The 18,647-nt window shown below is 44.5% G+C and carries 10 protein-coding genes; 4 read left to right on the forward strand and 6 right to left on the reverse strand.

Features of this window, described 5'->3' with window-relative positions:
* Positions 1-301 precede the first annotated feature (301 nt).
* Both AABK40_RS15650 and AABK40_RS15655 read right to left on the reverse strand, forming a co-directional pair.
* Positions 302-4,414, reverse strand: coding sequence for an Ig-like domain-containing protein (locus AABK40_RS15650; RefSeq protein ID WP_338398594.1), 4,113 nt, complete (start codon positions 4,412-4,414; stop codon positions 302-304).
* Between the two features lie 387 nt (positions 4,415-4,801).
* Positions 4,802-7,030 (reverse strand): GH92 family glycosyl hydrolase, encoded by a 2,229-nt coding sequence (locus tag AABK40_RS15655; protein ID WP_421953308.1) that lies wholly within the window; start codon positions 7,028-7,030, stop codon positions 4,802-4,804.
* Between the two features lie 554 nt (positions 7,031-7,584).
* Between AABK40_RS15655 and AABK40_RS15660 the strand changes: the two genes are divergently transcribed.
* A complete protein-coding gene (locus AABK40_RS15660) occupies positions 7,585-9,681 on the forward strand; it encodes a bifunctional aldolase/short-chain dehydrogenase (protein ID WP_338398071.1) in 2,097 nt (698 codons plus the stop codon).
* 341 nt (positions 9,682-10,022) lie between these two features.
* On the opposite strand, the gene AABK40_RS15665 is transcribed toward AABK40_RS15660, so the two are convergent.
* Positions 10,023-10,883: a helix-turn-helix transcriptional regulator gene (locus AABK40_RS15665; RefSeq protein ID WP_332921198.1), complete on the reverse strand. Its 861-nt coding sequence runs from the start codon at positions 10,881-10,883 to the stop codon at positions 10,023-10,025.
* A gap of 211 nt (positions 10,884-11,094) precedes the next feature.
* Between AABK40_RS15665 and AABK40_RS15670 the strand changes: the two genes are divergently transcribed.
* From AABK40_RS15670 to AABK40_RS15680, 3 genes are read left to right on the forward strand one after another with little or no spacing between them, the layout of a single operon-like run.
* Positions 11,095-11,871 carry a (Fe-S)-binding protein gene (locus AABK40_RS15670; protein ID WP_332921197.1) on the forward strand — a complete coding sequence of 259 codons (777 nt, stop codon included), beginning with the start codon at positions 11,095-11,097 and terminating at the stop codon, positions 11,869-11,871.
* The gene (locus AABK40_RS15675) at positions 11,855-13,237 is read left to right on the forward strand and encodes a lactate utilization protein B (protein WP_338398072.1); all 1,383 of its coding nucleotides are present in this window, start codon (positions 11,855-11,857) and stop codon (positions 13,235-13,237) included. Before AABK40_RS15670 ends, AABK40_RS15675 begins: the two co-directional genes overlap by 17 nt.
* Positions 13,227-13,796, forward strand: coding sequence for a LutC/YkgG family protein (locus AABK40_RS15680; RefSeq protein ID WP_338398073.1), 570 nt, complete (start codon positions 13,227-13,229; stop codon positions 13,794-13,796). The genes AABK40_RS15675 and AABK40_RS15680 overlap by 11 nt, the downstream gene beginning before the upstream one ends.
* A 2-nt stretch (positions 13,797-13,798) precedes the next feature.
* Here AABK40_RS15680 and AABK40_RS15685 read toward each other — a convergent pair whose 3' ends face one another.
* The 3 genes from AABK40_RS15685 to AABK40_RS15695 all read right to left on the reverse strand — a co-directional run bounded on the left by AABK40_RS15685 (position 13,799) and on the right by AABK40_RS15695 (position 18,647).
* Positions 13,799-14,398, reverse strand: a complete 600-nt coding sequence (locus tag AABK40_RS15685) for an RNA polymerase sigma-70 factor (RefSeq protein WP_332921194.1) — start codon at positions 14,396-14,398, stop codon at positions 13,799-13,801.
* A gap of 505 nt (positions 14,399-14,903) precedes the next feature.
* The gene (locus tag AABK40_RS15690; protein ID WP_338398074.1) at positions 14,904-16,202 is read right to left on the reverse strand and encodes a DUF4861 family protein; all 1,299 of its coding nucleotides are present in this window, start codon (positions 16,200-16,202) and stop codon (positions 14,904-14,906) included.
* A gap of 291 nt (positions 16,203-16,493) precedes the next feature.
* On the reverse strand, positions 16,494-18,647 hold the full coding sequence (locus AABK40_RS15695) for a glycoside hydrolase family 36 protein (RefSeq protein WP_338398075.1): 2,154 nt from the start codon (positions 18,645-18,647) through the stop codon (positions 16,494-16,496).

The raw sequence follows: 18,647 nt of genomic DNA on the forward strand, positions 1-18,647 counted from the left end.
AAGTTGCGTTGTTAAGTCTAATATTAATTTAGCGAATGACTGTACAAAACACAAATAATATTCTTGAAAAAATTAAACAAATAAAAATTTAAGACTATTTTATCCTTCATTTTTATAAATATGACAAAACAGAAGATGCTCAGTAAGTTACAAAACCCCTGCGCATCCTCTGCGCTAATAGTGCATCCTTCACACTGATTATTTGCACAAAATGACCTTCAAATTATGCCATTAAGCCTACATTGTTGATCCTGCTGCACAAAAAATCAAAATGTGAAAATTAGGTATTGATTTTATGCGTTTATTCAATCATCAACTTAAATTTCTTGAGTCCTTCATCATGCTGTACAACAAGAATGAATAAACCTGATGACAGACCTGCCGTTTCTATTCGGTGGTCTGAACCACTTAGAGCTCCTTGTTTTACCAATCTGCCCTGAGGGTCATAAATGGTATAAATCGCCTGCCTTACCTCTGGCAAATTAACACGGAAGCTCGCCCCCATTTTTACTGGATTAGGATACAGGGATGGTTTTTGCGGTGCTTCCACAAATAGTCGGCTATTATTAGCCCCACAGGATTCTTTGACAGAAATCTGGTCGATATAAACCGTTCCAGTCGTATTGCCCAGGAAGAAGTGAAGCCTGGTCTGGCTGCTGTTCTCATTCATGGTAAATTCATAAACAAACTCCTGGAAACTACTTGAAAACACCGGGTTTTCCACCGTATAATTTGGCCAGGGAGAAACCCCTTTAATGATGGCCAATCGCACAGGGAAACCACTTTGATTGGAAGTCCTGGCGAAAAAACGAAGGGTGTACGTTCTTCCCGCAACCAAATCGGGTAAGTTGCCATGCAGCTGAATGTCGGAGTCGCCTCCACCCACCGCCGTAACCTGCACTTTTGCCCCAGCACCACTGCTGCCGCTGCTTCCTTCCACCGTGAAATTCCCTGCTGCACCCACGGCAGTATTTTCATAAAAAGTCCAATCGCTGTTTCCATTACTAAAATCGCCATTGGTAATCAGTTCCGGCATATCACAGGCCGCCGCTTCCACGGTAAAGTTGCGTGTGCCCGTTGATGCCGACAAGCCCTCTGCATCAAAAGCGATCGCCTTCCACTGATGGTCGCCCACGGAAAACTGATCATCTGTAAAACTGAAAGGCGCATTGGTATCTGTAGATTTCAGCTGATTATCAATATAAAATTCCACCCTCGTTACCGCTTCATCATCATTGGCCGAAGCCGAAAATGTGATCGCTTCCCCTTCTGTAATTATATGATTATTCTGAGGATTACCAAAGCTTATGGTCGGTGGCTGATTCGGTGCAGGGGCGTCCTGACATTTCTCCCGAAAAACCACATTATCCAGAAAGAAATCCGAAGTATTTCCTCCTATAAAGAAGTCTACCCGAGTGTTGGACTGATTTTCAGACATGGTGAATTCCGCCTGATATTGTTGCACGGAAGTGGTGATATTGATGTTCTCCGACAAGAAATTTGCCCAGGGAGAAACGTTGCTCAATACGCCCAATCGGATGGTTTTGGCCGCCGAAGCTTTGGCCGTGAACAACACCTCATAGGTTACCCCAGATTGCAAAGCACCGAGGTTGGCATAAAGCTGTATATCAGAATCACCATTCCCTCCACCACTGATATTTACATCGGCAGCGTTACCGCTAAGCCCATTAGCGCTGTTTATTTGCCAGCTCGCATTTGCGCCATTATTGCTGTTCACATAAAACTGCCAATCGCTTTGGCCTTGATTAAATTCGCCATTCGACAGCACATTCGAAGCGCTACAATCATCGCCTCCAGACACCACCGTAATATTTCTGTTGACCGTTGCCGAAGTAGCGCCCTGGTTATCGGTCGCCTTGACGCCTATCTGATAACTGCCTGCTGTACTGGCGGTCCAGCTGAACTCAAAAGGACTGCCGACCTGTCCGCTCACCGACTGTCCATTAACAAAATACTGCACCGTTACCCCCGATTGGTCATCCGTTGCAGAGGCTTTAAATGAAACCGTTTGCCCTTCAGTGAAACTTGAATTATTATCAGGTGAAAGCCACCCTACCGTAGGAGCTTCATTTGTTGGTGGCGGCGTGGTACTCCCATCAATGGGGCGTCGCCAAGCACCTGCCCCTGCGGTAGAGACATACAAATAGCGCTTTCCTTCATTCTCTTTCACAATCGCGGAAGTCAGCCCGGCGAAATGTAAATCCCCTGTCCAGTCTTGCCAGCTCACCGATCCATTTGCGGCAATTGTACCATAAAATACGCCATAGGATTTCTGCATTCGGTGATCGTAATATGGAAAGATAATATGATTGTCGAAGCCTACAAAACCACCCTTTGAAGTAAATCGGTAATCGCTCGACACGGTATTATACCAATCGTTGTTTTTGATATTCATGGCCTGTGTCCTGTTGAAAACCACCTGCCAGCTTTGTCCTTCATCCGTAGAGATTGCTCCGATGAAATTACTGCCGTCACCTCCATTTTCATTACTCTGCCCACCATAGAAAAGGTACACTTTTCCGTTGTGTTCCCAGCAATTAATTTCCGCATCCCAGCCACTGCCGTTGTAGATTTTTGTCCAGGTCCAGTCAGCATTGCCACTGCCGGTTTTCACGCCTTTGTACACCCCCTGCGATCCTCCGGTAGCATTGAAAAATACAATATCAGGATTGGTAGGGTGTGGCGCAATTTTCTTCACCGAAGAGGTATTATCTGCCACACCATTACTGATTTTGGTTACCCATGCCTGCCGGCCATTTTCCACCTCATTAATTCCCCAGCCCAAATCATCGAGCATATACATGCCATAACCTGTAGAGAACATAAACACCCTCGACGGTTTTGCCGGTGCCACGGCCACATCGCGCAAAACACCATTGGGTAATCCTCCAAGAAAATCATTTCCTCCGGCAATCTTCAGCCATTGATCTGAAGGCGAGTGCGTTTCGAGCTTCTTCACATAAAGCTGACCACTTGCGGCGAAACCGCCGTAACCCTGCGTTGCCTGTGCCACCACCGTCGGCACCCCATAGGCTTCCCCGATATCCACGGCCTGCACATCCGACAGGTTACCATCCACACGGTGCCGAACATTCGACCACGACACCCCATTATCCCAGCTTTCCATCAGGCCATTATCGGCCTGCCCCTGAATAACATAATTTTCATGAACCGCAATATCATAGGTATAAGTACTTTCGGTGCCACGCCCGCTGTAAGTAGGCCACGGTGCCCCCCAGTGATACACCTGGAAATTGTAGTTTGGGGTACAATATTTATTGTTCCACTGATAACCACCTGACTGGTTAATGCCCTGAAAAATGGTTTGGTTGGTCGTTGACCAGATGGCTTCCGGCCAGCTTGCCGGTGTAAAATGAACAAAACGTGGATTTGGTGGGGCATTGTCCCAGCCATTATCATATCCACTCGTTCCCTGCCAAATAATATTCCACTGGTTATTGGTATAGTTGGATCCACTCCAGTTAACATTTGCCTTGTATAGCCCCTGTCGGCCCGCCTGCAAACTCACAATAACACTGTGATTGTTTCCGGTAGATCGTTCATTCACCTCCGGATACCAATAGTCCAAAGCACCTACTCCACTGGTCAGGTTTTTCCATGAAATACTGTTGGTGGCACTGGCATAAACATGTCCATTATTCCCACTTGTTGAGTAGCAGGCATAAATGGTTTGCCCGTTGGGGCTGATGCTAATACCTCTGTTTTTCTGTGTTCCTGAAGGTCCATTGATTTTTGACCACGACTGCCCACTATTGGTACTTTTAAACACTCCCTTGGCACCACCGAGATAAACGGTGGAAGGGTTATTCGGATCAAACTGTACAGAATAGACATTCCTGTCGGTGCCGGTGTTGGAGTCGTAGGTGATTTTTGACCACGACTGCCCGCCGTTGGTAGAACGGAAAATTTCACCTTTCCCTTTTTCGGCAAAGCTAAAATGACCGATAAAATCATAATCATCACGCCAGCCGTGTGCCGCAATAATGATATTGGAGTTGGTTGGGTGAATCGCTACGGCACCAAAAGAGGCACGCTTGGAATCGTTGACCAAAGTAAAATGTTCCCCACCATCATTTGAAACTTCGATACCATATAAGGTACCCACCACCACTTTATTGGAGTTGCCCTTGGCAATCGCTACCGCATATACCCTGTTATGGATAAGATGGCCTTTGGGGTGCCAGGATTCTCCATGATCTGTACTCTCATAAATCCCTTCCATGTCCGAGGCCAAAAATAAGCGACCAGACTGGTTGGGGTCACAGACAACATCCTGCACCTGCCCTCCAGCACCGGGATTAATCGGCTGCCATTGCGCTTGCGCATACCCCCACAACAAGGTGGCGATACACAATAATAATGATTTTTTCATACGTGTTTATTTTGGGTTAGTAAATTGGTATGAAAAAATATAGACCATGTGTCTGCCCCGTTTCTATCCAATTATAAAAACGGAGCAATCAATTGAATCATTTTGATGACCCTTACCCAAATTATGATTTTTGCATTAAAAGTGTAGTTTTTATTTATTCAAACAAATAAGAAGATCGATATTTTGAAAATTTAACACTAAATCTCTAAGGATAAATATTTTAAGATAAAAAAAGGGACCCGAAGGCCCCCTCTAAATACTAAAAAAGATGATATTTTTTAACGCATCACATTTTCAATAATAAGGAAACGATGTGCTCAAGACCTCGCTTCATCACTACTGCATGCATTCCTATATTTGTCAGGAATTGTAAACTTCAATGCGCACTTACAGGCTCGACCGCTTCTCATACTTCAAACCGCCACCCTTCAGCAACGCCTGATGATCAACACTATAGCCATCTACAGGAGTACCATCGGCAAATTCCACACGGTTGAAATATCGACCCACTTCTGCGGATTTTTCTATCACCAGCGTTTTTCCTCCATATACATAATCAGGCAATTTGATCGTCGCCTTCTTAAATTTAGGGGTAGATAATTGATAGGTCGGAATACCCGGTGCATCAGGGAAAATTCCCAAATCAGCAAATACCAACCAGGCACTCAATGTTCCGGCATCATCATTACCTGGGATTCCATTGTGCGCATTGAAGAAATTTTTCTCCGCCACTTCGCGTACATATTGTTGAGTACTGCGCTCCTGCCCATTGATGTAATTGAAAAGGAAAGGAAAGGTAATGTCTGGCTCGTTGGTCATATCAAAATGCTTTTCACTGAACATTTGATGAAGCTTACTGGCGAAAACCTCTTCACCCATAATCTGCTGCAAGGTATCCATAGCATGCGGCACAAAAAATGCATACTGCCAGGCATTCCCCTCTACATAACCTGGTCCGCCACTTTTTTTCCAGCGCACATCCCAAAAACGATCCAGCGGATTATAGGGCGTCAGCCAACTGCCATCTTTATTTTTAGGCCGGAAGAAGGTGGTCTCACGGTCATATAAATTAACAAACGAATGGCTTTGCTTATAGAACTGCTGATAGAGCTCCTCTTTCCCCAGGGCTTTAGCCACCTGCGCAATCCCAAAATCAGAAAAGTTATATTCCAGGGTCGTAGAAACCGGTCCCCATACGATACCATTGGTAAAGCTGAAATCCTTCCGGTCGCCCCCACGGTCATCCATTGGCAAATAGCCCAAATCAAGGTAATATTTAATTCCTGGGCGAATAGGGTTGTTCTCGCGGGTAGTGGCTGATTTAACCATCCCCTCAAGTGCTGTCTCAACATCAAAATCCGTAATTCCTTTCATATACGTATCGGCGATGACAGGCAAAGCCGGATCGCCCACCATACAGTAGGTGTCGTAGCCAAACAATTCCCACTTAGGAATCCAGCCCCAGGCCTTGTACATTTCCACCAGTGAGATCGTCATGTCACGTTGTTCCTCAGGGTACACCAAAGCCAGTAAAGGATGCACTGTCCGGTAAGTGTCCCATAGCGAATAAGTGCTGTAACGGGTGTACTTGCCCTCGGTATTACCGACCTTGTTCACCTCACGATCAGGGTAATCACCATTGACGTCATTAATCACCTGTGGCAATAAAATGGAATGGTAAAGCGCCGTGTAAAACACGGTTCTGTCATTAACAGCCCCACCCTCGATATCAATTCGGCCAAGCATTTTGTTCCATTGTTCTCCAACTGCTGCCTTAATGTCCTCAAAAGCCAGCGCCTTCTGCTCCGCTTTCAGGTTTGCCAAAGCATTTTCCGCAGACACAAACGAGATACCAATCTTCACTTCCACTTCCTTGTCCTGCTTAGGATCAAAAGTAAATAAAGCCCCAGCTTTGGCGCCCTCCACCATTTCTTTATCCACAGCTTGTGCTTCTTCCACCAACTGCAAAGATGAAGGCTGTCCTTCAACCTGCAAGGCGTAAAAAATCTTGGTCTGCTTATTTACGCCACAAAATTCGCCATCAACCTGGTAGCCCACAATGGTTTGACCGGCCAGCTTCTTCGCTTCCCCAGTTTTGATATGGCTAAGGTTACTACCCAAATCGAGAAATATGTTGAGTGGCTCGGAATCATCAGCAGCCGTAAATTTAAATCGGGTGGTTCGGGTGGTTACCGTCATTTCTGCCTCCACACGATGGTCAATCAGCTGAACCCCGTAATACCCAGGATAAGTCTTTTCCTGATCGTAGCTGCTCTTGAAGCTGTCCACCGACCAGTTGAAATCTCCCCTCGAAACACGGATCGGAATACTCCCCGCCACTGGGCAGCCAATCCCTGAAAGGTTGACAGAAGCGAAGCTGTAAATAAATGGATTCCCATACTCGTAAATCGCCGGATTGTCGGTGCGGCTCCTGAAATCTTTGTTGTGTGGTGCGGCGGCAGTCATCCCCCAAGGCGACATTGCCCCCGGATGCGTATTGCCCTCATTGGAGGTTCCAATAAATGGGTTGACCATCTGCCCGTAATCCACTTTGGCCTGCTCAACTACCGTTTCTTTTTGGGGCTTCTGACAGGAAATCCCGAGAAGGGTGAGCATAAAAAATAAGTAAATAGAATGTTTGAACATATTAAAAAAATTGAGTTTGATGTTTTTCTAAACCTACCTTTCGGCAGTACACTTTCAAGGTATTTAAATTAATAATCACTCTTCTCCTAATTGTTGCGATGGAGGAAAAATCGAAGAAAAAAATTTAATCATGGTGATATAAATGTCTTTTCAAATCCATTCAAATGAACTGCCATATTGTACAAAATAATGACAAAAATATTCCACACCCCAAAAGGTTAACCCCTAACAAGCCACGGGTAGTGGACTGATAAACAGCTCTTCGGAAAAAGCTAAGAACCGACACTTTCTCTATTCATTTACCAAAAAGACTGTTAAATCATAAAACTAAAGGAAAAAAACCTCCATAGGAGTCCCACATTCGCATGCGAGGATGTGGGTTACCGATGCTATATCAAACAATATCGGCTTTTACGATCTCTCAAATCAAAAAGTGCAAAGATGATGTCATTTTGTGCCTTTACAATCCCTCTACTTATTTCAAACTTAGATGCAGAAACCAATCACTAAAACCAACATAAACCATGAGTGTTAAAACTTTTAAGCACGTTGATTACCTTTGGGATGATGCTAAAGCAGCATCGATGGAAGGCAACGAAGTCGAATTATTTTTATATCGTTCAAATATATTAGGTGCTGACCTACGCATCACCAATTACGGTGGCGGAAACACAAGCTGTAAAACGATCGAAAAAGATCCTTTGACAGGTGAAGAAGTGGAAGTAATGTGGGTGAAGGGTTCAGGTGGCGACATCGGAACACTGACGCGTCAGGGAATCGCAGGATTGTACACTGACCGCCTTCGCGACCTGAAAAAAGTATATCGTGGTATTGAGCACGAAGATGAAATGGTGGCCTTGTTTAACCACTGTATTTTTGACCTCGACAGCCGTGCCCCTTCTATTGATACTCCTTTGCATGGTTTATTGCCATTTAAGCATATTGACCACCTCCACCCTGATGCCCTGATTGCCATTGCCGCTGCTGAAGACAGCGAAGCGATCACTAAAGAAATCTGGGGAGACACCATGGGATGGGTGCCTTGGCAACGTCCTGGTTTCGATTTAGGATTGCAGTTAGAGCAGTGCCTGGAGAAAAATCCAAACATCCGTGGTATTGTATTGGGTAGCCACGGGGTATTCACCTGGGGAGATACTTCTTACGAATCATACATCAACTCTTTGGAGGTGATTGAAGCCGCTTCGGCGTATATTGAAGAGCATGTGGGCAAAAAAGGCCCTGTTTTTGGTGGGCAGTGCATCACAAGCCTTGATCCTGCAAACCGTCAGGCACAGGCCGCAAAAATTGCCCCGGTATTGCGTGGGTTATGTTCAAGCGAGCAGCCTATGATCGGTCATTTTACAGATGATGAGCGCGTACTGGAATTCATCAACAGTAAAGATATCGACAAGCTTGCCCCTATGGGTACTTCTTGTCCGGATCACTTCTTGCGTACAAAAATTCAGCCTTTGGTATTGACCCTGAAGCCTGAAGAAAATTTGGATGGCAAAGGACTGGTAGAAAAATTAACGCCTGCTTTTGAGCAGTACCGTGAGGAGTACACCGCCTATTATGAAAACTGCAAGCACGATAACAGCCCGGCGATCCGTGATGCCAACCCGGTCATTATCCTTTACCCTGGTGTGGGGATGTTCAGTTTTGCAAAAAACAAACAGACCGCTCGTGTGGCTTCGGAATTTTACATCAATGCCATCAACGTAATGAAAGGTGCTGAGGCAATCTCAAGCTACACTTCATTGCCGCGTCAGGAGGCTTTTGATATTGAGTACTGGCTATTGGAAGAAGCAAAGCTTCAGCGTATGCCAAAAGAGCAGCCATTATCACGCAAAGTAGCCCTGATTACGGGTGCTGCGGGCGGTATTGGAAAAGCTATTGCGGATAAATTAGCCGCAGAAGGTGCCAATGTCGTGATCACAGATATTTCTGAAGATAACCTGGCCACTGCCGTAGCAACTTACAAAAAGGATGTCGCTACCAGCGCGCTTTGTAATGTTACTGATGAGGCTTCTATCCGCGAAGCATTTGATGCTGCCTGTCTGGAATTTGGCGGGGTGGACATCATTGTTCATTCAGCAGGTCTGGCGATCAGTAAGCCGTTGGCGGAAACAACACAAAAAGACTGGGATATCCTTCAGGACGTTTTGGTAAAGGGACAGTTCCTGATGGCACAAGTTGGTGTTGAAGTGCTGAGAAAGCAAAACCTCGGTGGTAATATTGTCAATATCGCCTCGAAAAACGGATTGGTTTCCGGACCTAATAATGTGGCTTACGGAACTGCAAAAGCAGCTCAGCAACACATGACCCGACTGTTAGCTGCGGAATTGGGCGGAGAAAAAATCCGTGTCAATACTGTAAATCCTGACGGCGTAATCGTCGGAAGTAAAATCTGGGAAGGCAAGTGGGCTGAAGGCCGTGCCAAAGCTTACGGCATTAAAGTCGAAGACCTGCCTGCACACTATGCTAAGCGTAACCTGATGAATGAAATTATTCTTCCTCAGGATATTGCCAATGGCGTTTTTGCTTTGGTGGCTGTTTTGGATAAAAGCACTGGAAGCATTGTAAATGTAGATGGCGGAATGGCCAATGCCTTTGTGAGATAAACCCTCAAAAAATAATGAAAGGCGGTTCTTTTAATAAGGAACCGCCTTTTTTATTGAAAATTATGGATCGAGGCGAAATGATCAGCATGACTTCAGGTTTCATTCCATTGAAATCTACCTCCGACCTTTATATACACTATAAACACCATCAAAAAATGCAAAAAAGCATTTCCAACAGGCGGACTTAAAAGCGTTATTTACAACGGCTTGCTGACGGCTTGAACTACCGCAGCGACCGAATTTCTGCTTGTATTTTTTAGTCCACAAAGGAATGGGATCAAAAGGATTTTTTGAAGTTTCAATCTTTCAGTTCACGTTTGTTCACCGCTGACCGCCATTAATCACCCTTTAAAAGCCTTCGGACTCACCCCTGTTTTAGATTTAAACAGGCGGGAAAAATAATAAATGGAGGAAAAGCCCAACTGATAAGCGACCTCCTTCACCTGATAATCCGTGCTCAGCAACATCTCCTTGGCTTTCAGAATCTTAAAATTCAGGTAATACTGATGTGGCGAAAAGCCCGTGTAGTCTTTGAACAGCTTTCGGAAAAAGGAATAAGACATGCCCCGCTCCTTACAGAAACCTTTCAAATCCTCCTCCTCATACTGGTCACTTTGTATAAATATTTTGGCCTGATCTACAATCCGTTTGGTACGGTCAAAGTCACCGGTTTTCTTGCGCTCCCGCTTTATTAAGTGTCCGACAAACTGCATTAAAAGGCCACTGGCAATCTGCTGAAAAGCCACCGATTCCATCTTCGCGATGTCCATCAAACTATCGAGCAAATGCTGTAATGTAAAGGAAGTTCCTGAGTTAAAATAAAACTGATCTTCCAGTATTGAATGCGCCAAAAATCGCGAAGCAAATTCTCCACTGAAACCCACAAAATACTCCTCCCAACCGACGGATTTATCCGGACGATAACGGTGCCAAATATTTGGTGGAATGACCATTACCCCGCCCTCAGTAACATTTATCGTGCGGTCTTCAATCTCAAGCACCCCACTGCCACGGGCAATATACAATACCTGATACTCCGTTAGTTTCCGCCCCTTTTCCCAGGAAAAATAATAGCCCAAAGGGTGCTGCGGATCCGGGTAAACCATCTCCGGTGCCACCGTTCCATGCCCAACACTGGAAATGAATATTCCGAGCCGCTCATCGTCAGCACTTGGTAATAAATATTTGAAAAAATCTTCCATTGCTCCTAAAAATAAAAAGTCATAAGTACGCTTCGCCGTGAGCCCAACGAAAACAATAAGAAGTTACACCAATATTTAAGCAATAAAAATCATTTTATGCAAAAAGAATCCCATTTTATGAATTTACTTCCCCAATAAATATTCCCTTCTTGTTATGTTCATTTTTTAGTGTCGTATGTGCTATCGGCACCAAACCGAAATCCCTTTATTTATGAAAGTAGGATTATTTATCCCTTGCTACGTGGACCAATTTTATCCACAGGTAGGCAAGGCCACCTTCAGATTACTCCAACACTTCGGAATGCAGGTCAGTGTGCCATTGCAACAAACCTGCTGCGGCCAACCGATGGCCAACTCAGGCTTTGAATGTGAATCCGTTAAAACCCTTCAGCATCAATTTTCCCTTTTTGCTGACTGTGAATATATCGTCGCTCCTTCCGCAAGCTGCATTATGCATATTCGGGAGATGGGCGAAAAAGACTACCTTTCCCCTGAAGACAAAGCCATTGCGCACCGCTTTTTGGACTTTACCGAATTTATGCACCGCTTCAAACTCATCGACCAATACGAGGGCCAATCGCAGGCCAAAGTGGTCCTGCACAAAAGCTGCCATGGACTCAGAGGAATGGGGCTCGGGCAATGCTCGGAATCAATGACCCCCGCCGATAACCTGCAGCTTGAACTGCTCAAAAAAGTGGAGGGCATCCAGATGATCACCCCGAACAGAGCCGACGAATGTTGTGGCTTCGGTGGAACTTTTGCCGTTTCCGAGGAAGCAATTTCAGTGCGTATGGGCCGTGACCGCCTTCAGGATTATATCTCTTCTGGCGCTGAAATCATCACCTCCGGGGATATGTCCTGCATGATGCACCTCGAAGGGATTATCAAGCGGGAAAAGCTGCCGGTAAAGGTGAAGCACCTTGCCGAGATTTTGTTTGAGTCTGTTCACCTTCACAAAAAACAAGCACAGCATGTCGCAAGTTATTGATCACCCAAAAAATGCCGCCATCTTTAATAAAGATGCCGAGCGCGTCAGTTGGCACGATAAAGCCCTGTGGCATGTGCGTGAGAAGCGCGATGTCTCTGCGGCAAGCATTCCCGAATGGGAAGAATTAAGGAGCCTTGCTTCGCAGATCAAAAAGCACACCCTCTCGAAGCTCGACCACTACCTGCTGGAATTTGAAGCCAAAGCTTCGGCCAATGGCATTAAAGTTCATTGGGCAGAGGACGCCGAGGCGCATAATCAAATTGTAGCTTCCATTCTGAAGGAAGCAAAGGCCACACAGGTGGTTAAAAGTAAGTCGATGCTGACCGAAGAATGTGGACTGAACCACCACCTCGAGGCTCAGGGAGTAAGCATTATCGATACCGACCTTGGAGAGCGTATTGTACAGCTTGCAGGAGAGCACCCCAGCCATATTGTGCTGCCTGCCATCCATAAAAAGAAAGAGGAAGTCAGTGCGCTGTTCCATGAAAAACTACAGACGGAAAAGGGGAATAATGACCCGGATTACCTGACAAAAGCAGCCCGGAAACACCTCCGTGAAAAGTTCATGAAGGCAGAAGCAGCCATTACAGGCGTGAATTTTGCCGTGGCGGAGACCGGTGGGTTTGTGGTCTGTACCAATGAAGGCAATGTGGATATGGGAACCAATATCGCACCGATTCATATTGCCTGTATGGGCATTGAAAAACTGATTCCTAAAATGGAACACCTTGGCGTATTTCTGCGGCTGCTTGCCCGTAGCGCCACCGGACAGGCCATTACCACTTACAGCTCGCATTTCCATCGGCCGCGCAAGGGGCAGCAAATGCACCTGATTTTAGTGGACAATAAACGTACAGAACAACTCAACCGCCCTAAGTTTCGGGCATCGCTGAACTGTATCCGCTGTGGTGCCTGCATGAATACCTGCCCTATCTACCGACGCAGTGGCGGCCACAGCTATGAACATATCATTCCTGGCCCTATCGGTTCTATATTATCACCAGGAAAAGATTTAAAAAAATACAGCAGCCTGCCTTTCGCTTCTACACTTTGCGGTTCATGCAGCAATGTATGTCCTGTAAAAATCGATATCCATACCCAATTATATGAATGGCGACAAATTATTGGAAAGGAACAATCACTCAACAAGACCAAACGGAAGATTAATCAGTGGACGGGAACGTTAATGGCCAAGCCCAAGGCCTTTCATGGTTTTGGGAAAATTGCCAGAACTTCCCTGCGCATTTTACCGGATGCCCTGATTAACAACCCGCTGAATGTTTGGGGAAAGCAGCGGGATTTACCTGAGGCACCCAAAGAAAGCTTCTTGGAATGGTACAAAAACAACGAACAACATGAGTCATAAAGCAGCAATCATCGACCGTATTCAATCCATCCAGTTGGAAGAGGCCCCATTGCCTGTTATTCCCCGCTTCAAATACCCTGAAGGTGAAACCATCAGTACTTTTGTGGCCATGGCGGAAAAAGCTGGCGCGCGGGTACTCTGTACCGAAAATGAAGCGCACACCTATGCGGTAATCAATGGGAAGGTTACTGGGCAGAAGCACTACTACTCGGCTTTTCATGACTCAAAACCACTACAGGATGCCACGACTGAAGAGCTTGCCGAACTAACGGTAGCCATATATAAGGCACCGCTTGGCGTGGCAGAAAATGGGGCGGTTTGGATCGGCGAAGATGCCCTGCCCCAGCGGGTAGGAATTGCCATTGTCGAGCAGCTGGTGATTGTGGTTAAAGTCGACAATATTGTATACAATATGCATGAAGCCTATCAAACCATTGAACCACAGGCGCTCGGTTACGGCGTATTTGTTTCCGGGCCTTCCAAAACTGCGGATATAGAACAGTCGTTGGTGGTCGGTGCCCATGGTGCTTGTGGCTTGACGGTAATCGTAGAAAAATAAACTTAAAATAAAAAATCAGCCATTTGATCAATCAAGAATAACAGCAATGCCAACTTTTGGACAATTTGCGACTTGATTGATTTTTTGGCTCTTGTGATATTAGCCTCCACACTTTTAATGGAGATGTTGAGGTCTTCAGCAATCTCCTTATTTTTTAAATTATCCCGCTTACTTTTCAAGAAAATTTCTTTACATCTTGGGCTTAAAGAAGAGAGTACAGTGGTGATTTTTTCTGTAATTTCTCCTATGCTCAATTTTTCAGATTCAAACTGAGATAATGCATAAATTTCCCGCTGTACCGCTTCTTCCTCAAGTGGCACACTACGGTGTTTGGCTTGCTGATTAAGGTACTTCAGGCAGGCGTTCTTTACGATGGTATGCAGATAGGCATTAAGATTGGAGTTATCGTTTAAATCATGGCGCTTTTCCCAAACCTTAATAAAAGCATTCTGTACAATAGATTCCACCTCAAATTCGTCTTTAACGAATTCAATCGCAAAATAATACAACTTAGAGTAATACTTCCTGAACAATAAGTTAAAGTAATAATCTTCACCGTTTCTGATTTTCTGTAAAAGTTCTATATCCGATAGATTCGTCATTATATATTAAAAAATGATTACAAATTAATGCACTATTATCGATAAACGATAGTTTAATTTAGCACATAATCCCTCGAAATACTAAAGCCAAATAGAAATAGTATAATTACCGAATCACCTTGTTGGGGCTTGTACAAAATTTAACAAATAAAGGATTCCGGCGAATTATACTTTTCACTATTAAAAAGTTGATTTTTGTAATTATTTAAATAATACACGCACAAATTCACTACTTTTTACAATCTACTAATCCAAACTGATGATTATTAAAATAATCTATCCTGATTCGGGAAATTTGAATTCCTTCAAAAATAAGCGGTAAAATTGCACTCATCACCAAGTAGACAGCCCGTTTTCTAAAATTTGAGCAAGACCAACCAAGATTACAGCACGAAAAGATTAATATTAAATTAAATTTTTTTACAACTATTTAATTGCTTTAATAATATTATACCAAAAAAAAGAGGCTTAAAAAGCCCCTTTCTAATTTCTAAAATAATCGCTTTTAAATTAACACTATTGGTTTTACGCCCACAGCACCAACGACAAACTGCTGAAAATAATCAGCCTTTCTGAAACGCTCATCCTGCATCCCCCAAGTGGCAAAGAACTGTGTGTGATAGGCTTGCCCAGCTTTAACATTGGTTTTGGCACAATAAGTACTCGTAATGCCATCGCCTTTTGCCGGCGCCAACTCCACCGCCTTCAGTTGCTTTGCATCCACAACCAAAGCCAGCCCCATGTAAAATTCTTTGTTGTAAGTCTGCTTATCATGCGACATCAACACTTCCTTGCCGTTAACCAACTGCTTTGTCACCGGGAAATCGTTGTTCAGGTGAACCATCCCTGAAATCAAGGTGCGTTCTCCTTCAAAACCTGAGGCGGTAACAGTAGATCGGTAACAGTGCTCGCCACGATTAATATAAATAATTTCACTGACGTTGATTTTCTCCCCGGCAACATCCCATCCGAAATAATCCAATTTGAAAATTCCTCGGATAGGGCCACGGTTAATCATGGTAAACTTGGTGGAATCCACATTATTGCGCTTGGCGTTGATTTTGGTACCCAAGCGATACATCTTGCCATCCACTTCCATAGCCAATGAGCCCGCACCAAGTGAACTGCCCACTTGCATAATGTCACGGCCCCAATCTGCGAGCACGTGGTAATTATCTTCAGGGTTCCCTTTGGCATCAAAGCCAATTTTATGCAGCGATAAATCTGCCGTCCGTTTGCCGAAAACATCTTTACAGTTTCTTCCATCAAAATACTGACGGAAACCTATCTGATCATTCTCCCACATCGGGCCATCCGCCTGATAAGGGTAAAAATCTGCATCCCATGGCAATTCATCCTTTTTGATCGTCGCCTTCAATACAGGACGCACGCCTTCTTCTTTCGATGGCTTCACGCCAAAATGCACATCTGTAAACGCTTTGAAAGCGGGCAGCTCATCATTTTTCATGAATTTCACCGCATAGGTTTTTTCCTGTTCAGCGCCCACAAAAGCCCAGACTGAAAACTCATCCCATTGACCATCCTGATCAAGGTCATCAAACTGAACGGGAATCGCCTGCTCCCCGTCAAACAACACGGGCAAGGTTCCTGCAGGGATATCACCTAATTTCTTCAATACTTCAGCGCGGGGCATGGTTACCACCTGCGCGAGCTCGGTGGCGTTTTCATTTTTGAAGGTCAAAGACAGGGGCGTCGATTCTTCAGCCGACTGACAGGAAAAAAGTACACCTCCTAAAATCAGGAGGGCCATTTTTCTGATGGAGTACAAATATTTATTACACATGTTTCTCTAATTAATTGTAATACGAAAATGCAAAGGAATGCAAATAACGACATTGGTAGCAATACTATATATAGTGCTTACTATCACCCAAAACAGCAATCCATTGATCTTTTTTCTTAAAAATTAACTGCATGTTTAAAAAATTAACCATCCCGAAAGGGTTATCGATAACTGAAATAGCCTTTCAATGAAATCTCCATAACCATGAAAAAAATCATTAAAAATAGCTTCTCACCAATCGAATAATTAAGGTCACAAATAATTAAATCTCAAACACACATAAAGTTAAACTTATAATTGCTGAATTTCAAAAATTTCACCGCCATGAGATTCATCGATTTTCACCCTGAATCCCCGCTCCATTAATGATTTTCCTGTTGCCTTCAGTATTTTTTTACCTGTAGGTGCCTGACGTACTACATATTGCTGATCAGCTTTCAGGTCAGTAACAAAAACCTGTCTTTCGCTTTCCAGGGCCCCCTGACGGAATACACCCACCAAACCACCAGACTGCTTGGCAAAATTGATGCGCTGCCAGCCATCCCATGCGCCTTCACGTGGCTCATAGAAACCAGGCAAATCCTTACGGAAACTCATGTAGTCATACTTTTCCTGCATGTTTTTCATCCAGTCTGACCATGTTTTCATTTGCTTGGCTTTGTCCTCTGACAATAGTCGTGGATCTCCGAGCACAATTGGCAAAGTACCAATCAACGATTTCAAGCCCAACTCAAAATTAGGGTCATCCATCGGCAGGTTACCGATCACCAAGGAGGCTGCAGGCACTGCCGGCGAACGCCACCAAGCCATCTGACGGACACGCAAAGCACCGAATGGCTGTGGGTCTTCAAAGTTGGACAACCAGTTGCCTTCCGCATGCTGAGCAATGGCATAATCCATCATGTGGAACTTGCCGGCGGTTTCAAATGTACAGTCAATGAACAACTCAGGGGCCTCCTCATGAAGCTCATCAAATAATTGTAAAAGACGCTCATACATCACATAATAAGATGCTTTTTGATCTTTATACAATGGATGATCTTTGGCATAAGAACCCGAATTCTCATCATTGTTAATGTATGGACTCGTTACCACGGCAAGGTCCAATTTGGCATATTCCAAACCGTGTTCTTTGACCAAACCAACAATCTTGCCTTTGATATAATCATACCAATCGGTACCGAAAGAGGCAGAATAGAAATCTCCTGTTCCGTCTTTGTCCTCAAAGTGCAGGTTACCATAATTGCCATCTTTATCGACCACGAACCACTCCGGATGCTGCTGAAAAACCTGCGCATCGCCTGTTGCCGAAGCAATGGAAATCCAAAGACCAGGCTTCATGTTTTTCTCTTTGATATAATCAAACGTTGGCTTCAATCCACCTTTAAATTTATGCTCATCCACCAGCCAGTCGCCATAATTTCCACCCCAGTCTTTTTCAGAAGTTTCACCACGGTAATTCACCTGCCAGCCATCATCAATAATCAGTTCCTGCAAACCACATTTGGCGGCAGCATCCGCCACCGACTGCACCAAAGTATCCGAAACGAAAGTACGGAAAGGGTACCAGGTATTGTAAACGAAAGTAGGCTTATCTTTTAATTGTACAATGCGTGGGTTCATGTGCAAAGTAACAAAACGATTGACTTCCTCATTAACGACCTCAAAGCCATCCGCACGGTTGTTATACAAAGCGATGAAAGTTTTCGGGCTGACGAAGTTCTCCTCAGCCGCTACATATTTACGGAACGGGAAATCTTCTTTGTCCGTCGTCAATCCAATCTGAACATCATTGGTATTGCCTTCAGTATGATAAGCCGTGCGCTTCAACACACCAATCGCCTCATTCCCCAAAGCCATTCCTTTACGCAACTCAATATCATGCACCACACAAACCGGATCGTCCCAATTACCTACAAAACGACCGATGTTTTTCATTCGCGCATAATTATGCAGGGTGAAAGTACACTCAAAATTAAGGATTGTTTGAAGGTCCTCAATCTGCAAGGCATCCACCTGAAGGTCGTTTAGCGAAGTATTCTTGATTTCTACCCACTTGCGAATAATTGGCAATTCAGGGTATAGCACATAGTTCACCTTCAAGAAAAGATCCTCCTGAAAGGTACTTTTCAAAGCTACTGCAACGGCCTGCCCCTGCTGGGGCATTTCAAATTTGACGATGTCCTTCACCGCCCAACCTGATTGACCATCAATCATTTCTCCGTTTAATAAAAACGAAAATTCCTTGGAGGTATCAATCAAAAAATTGGTCGTATCCCCATGCAGAGATAATTCTGTCGATGCGATTTTGTTATCCTCAAAAGAGATCACTCGGTGCACCAATCCGTTATCTAAAATCAGTTCTTTGTCTGAACTTTGGATCCATGACTGCGCTTTTACACCTACGCTACATAGCCATAAAGCTACAAAAAATACAATTCTCAT

It is taken from the genome of Persicobacter psychrovividus, assembly GCF_036492425.1.
GTDB lineage: Bacteria > Bacteroidota > Bacteroidia > Cytophagales > Cyclobacteriaceae > Persicobacter > Persicobacter psychrovividus.

Excerpts from the sequence above, each read along its gene's own strand:
- AABK40_RS15650 (WP_338398594.1), bottom strand. The coding sequence starts at position 4,414 with ATGAAAAAATCATTATTATTGTGTATCGCCACCTTGTTGTGGGGGTAT.
- AABK40_RS15655 (WP_421953308.1), bottom strand. The coding sequence starts at position 7,030 with ATGCTCACCCTTCTCGGGATTTCCTGTCAGAAGCCCCAAAAAGAAACG.
- AABK40_RS15660 (WP_338398071.1), top strand. The coding sequence starts at position 7,585 with ATGAGTGTTAAAACTTTTAAGCACGTTGATTACCTTTGGGATGATGCT.
- AABK40_RS15665 (WP_332921198.1), bottom strand. The coding sequence starts at position 10,883 with ATGGAAGATTTTTTCAAATATTTATTACCAAGTGCTGACGATGAGCGG.
- AABK40_RS15670 (WP_332921197.1), top strand. The coding sequence starts at position 11,095 with ATGAAAGTAGGATTATTTATCCCTTGCTACGTGGACCAATTTTATCCA.
- AABK40_RS15675 (WP_338398072.1), top strand. The coding sequence starts at position 11,855 with ATGTCGCAAGTTATTGATCACCCAAAAAATGCCGCCATCTTTAATAAA.
- AABK40_RS15680 (WP_338398073.1), top strand. The coding sequence starts at position 13,227 with ATGAGTCATAAAGCAGCAATCATCGACCGTATTCAATCCATCCAGTTG.
- AABK40_RS15685 (WP_332921194.1), bottom strand. The coding sequence starts at position 14,398 with ATGACGAATCTATCGGATATAGAACTTTTACAGAAAATCAGAAACGGT.
- AABK40_RS15690 (WP_338398074.1), bottom strand. The coding sequence starts at position 16,202 with ATGTGTAATAAATATTTGTACTCCATCAGAAAAATGGCCCTCCTGATT.
- AABK40_RS15695 (WP_338398075.1), bottom strand. The coding sequence starts at position 18,647 with ATGAGAATTGTATTTTTTGTAGCTTTATGGCTATGTAGCGTAGGTGTA.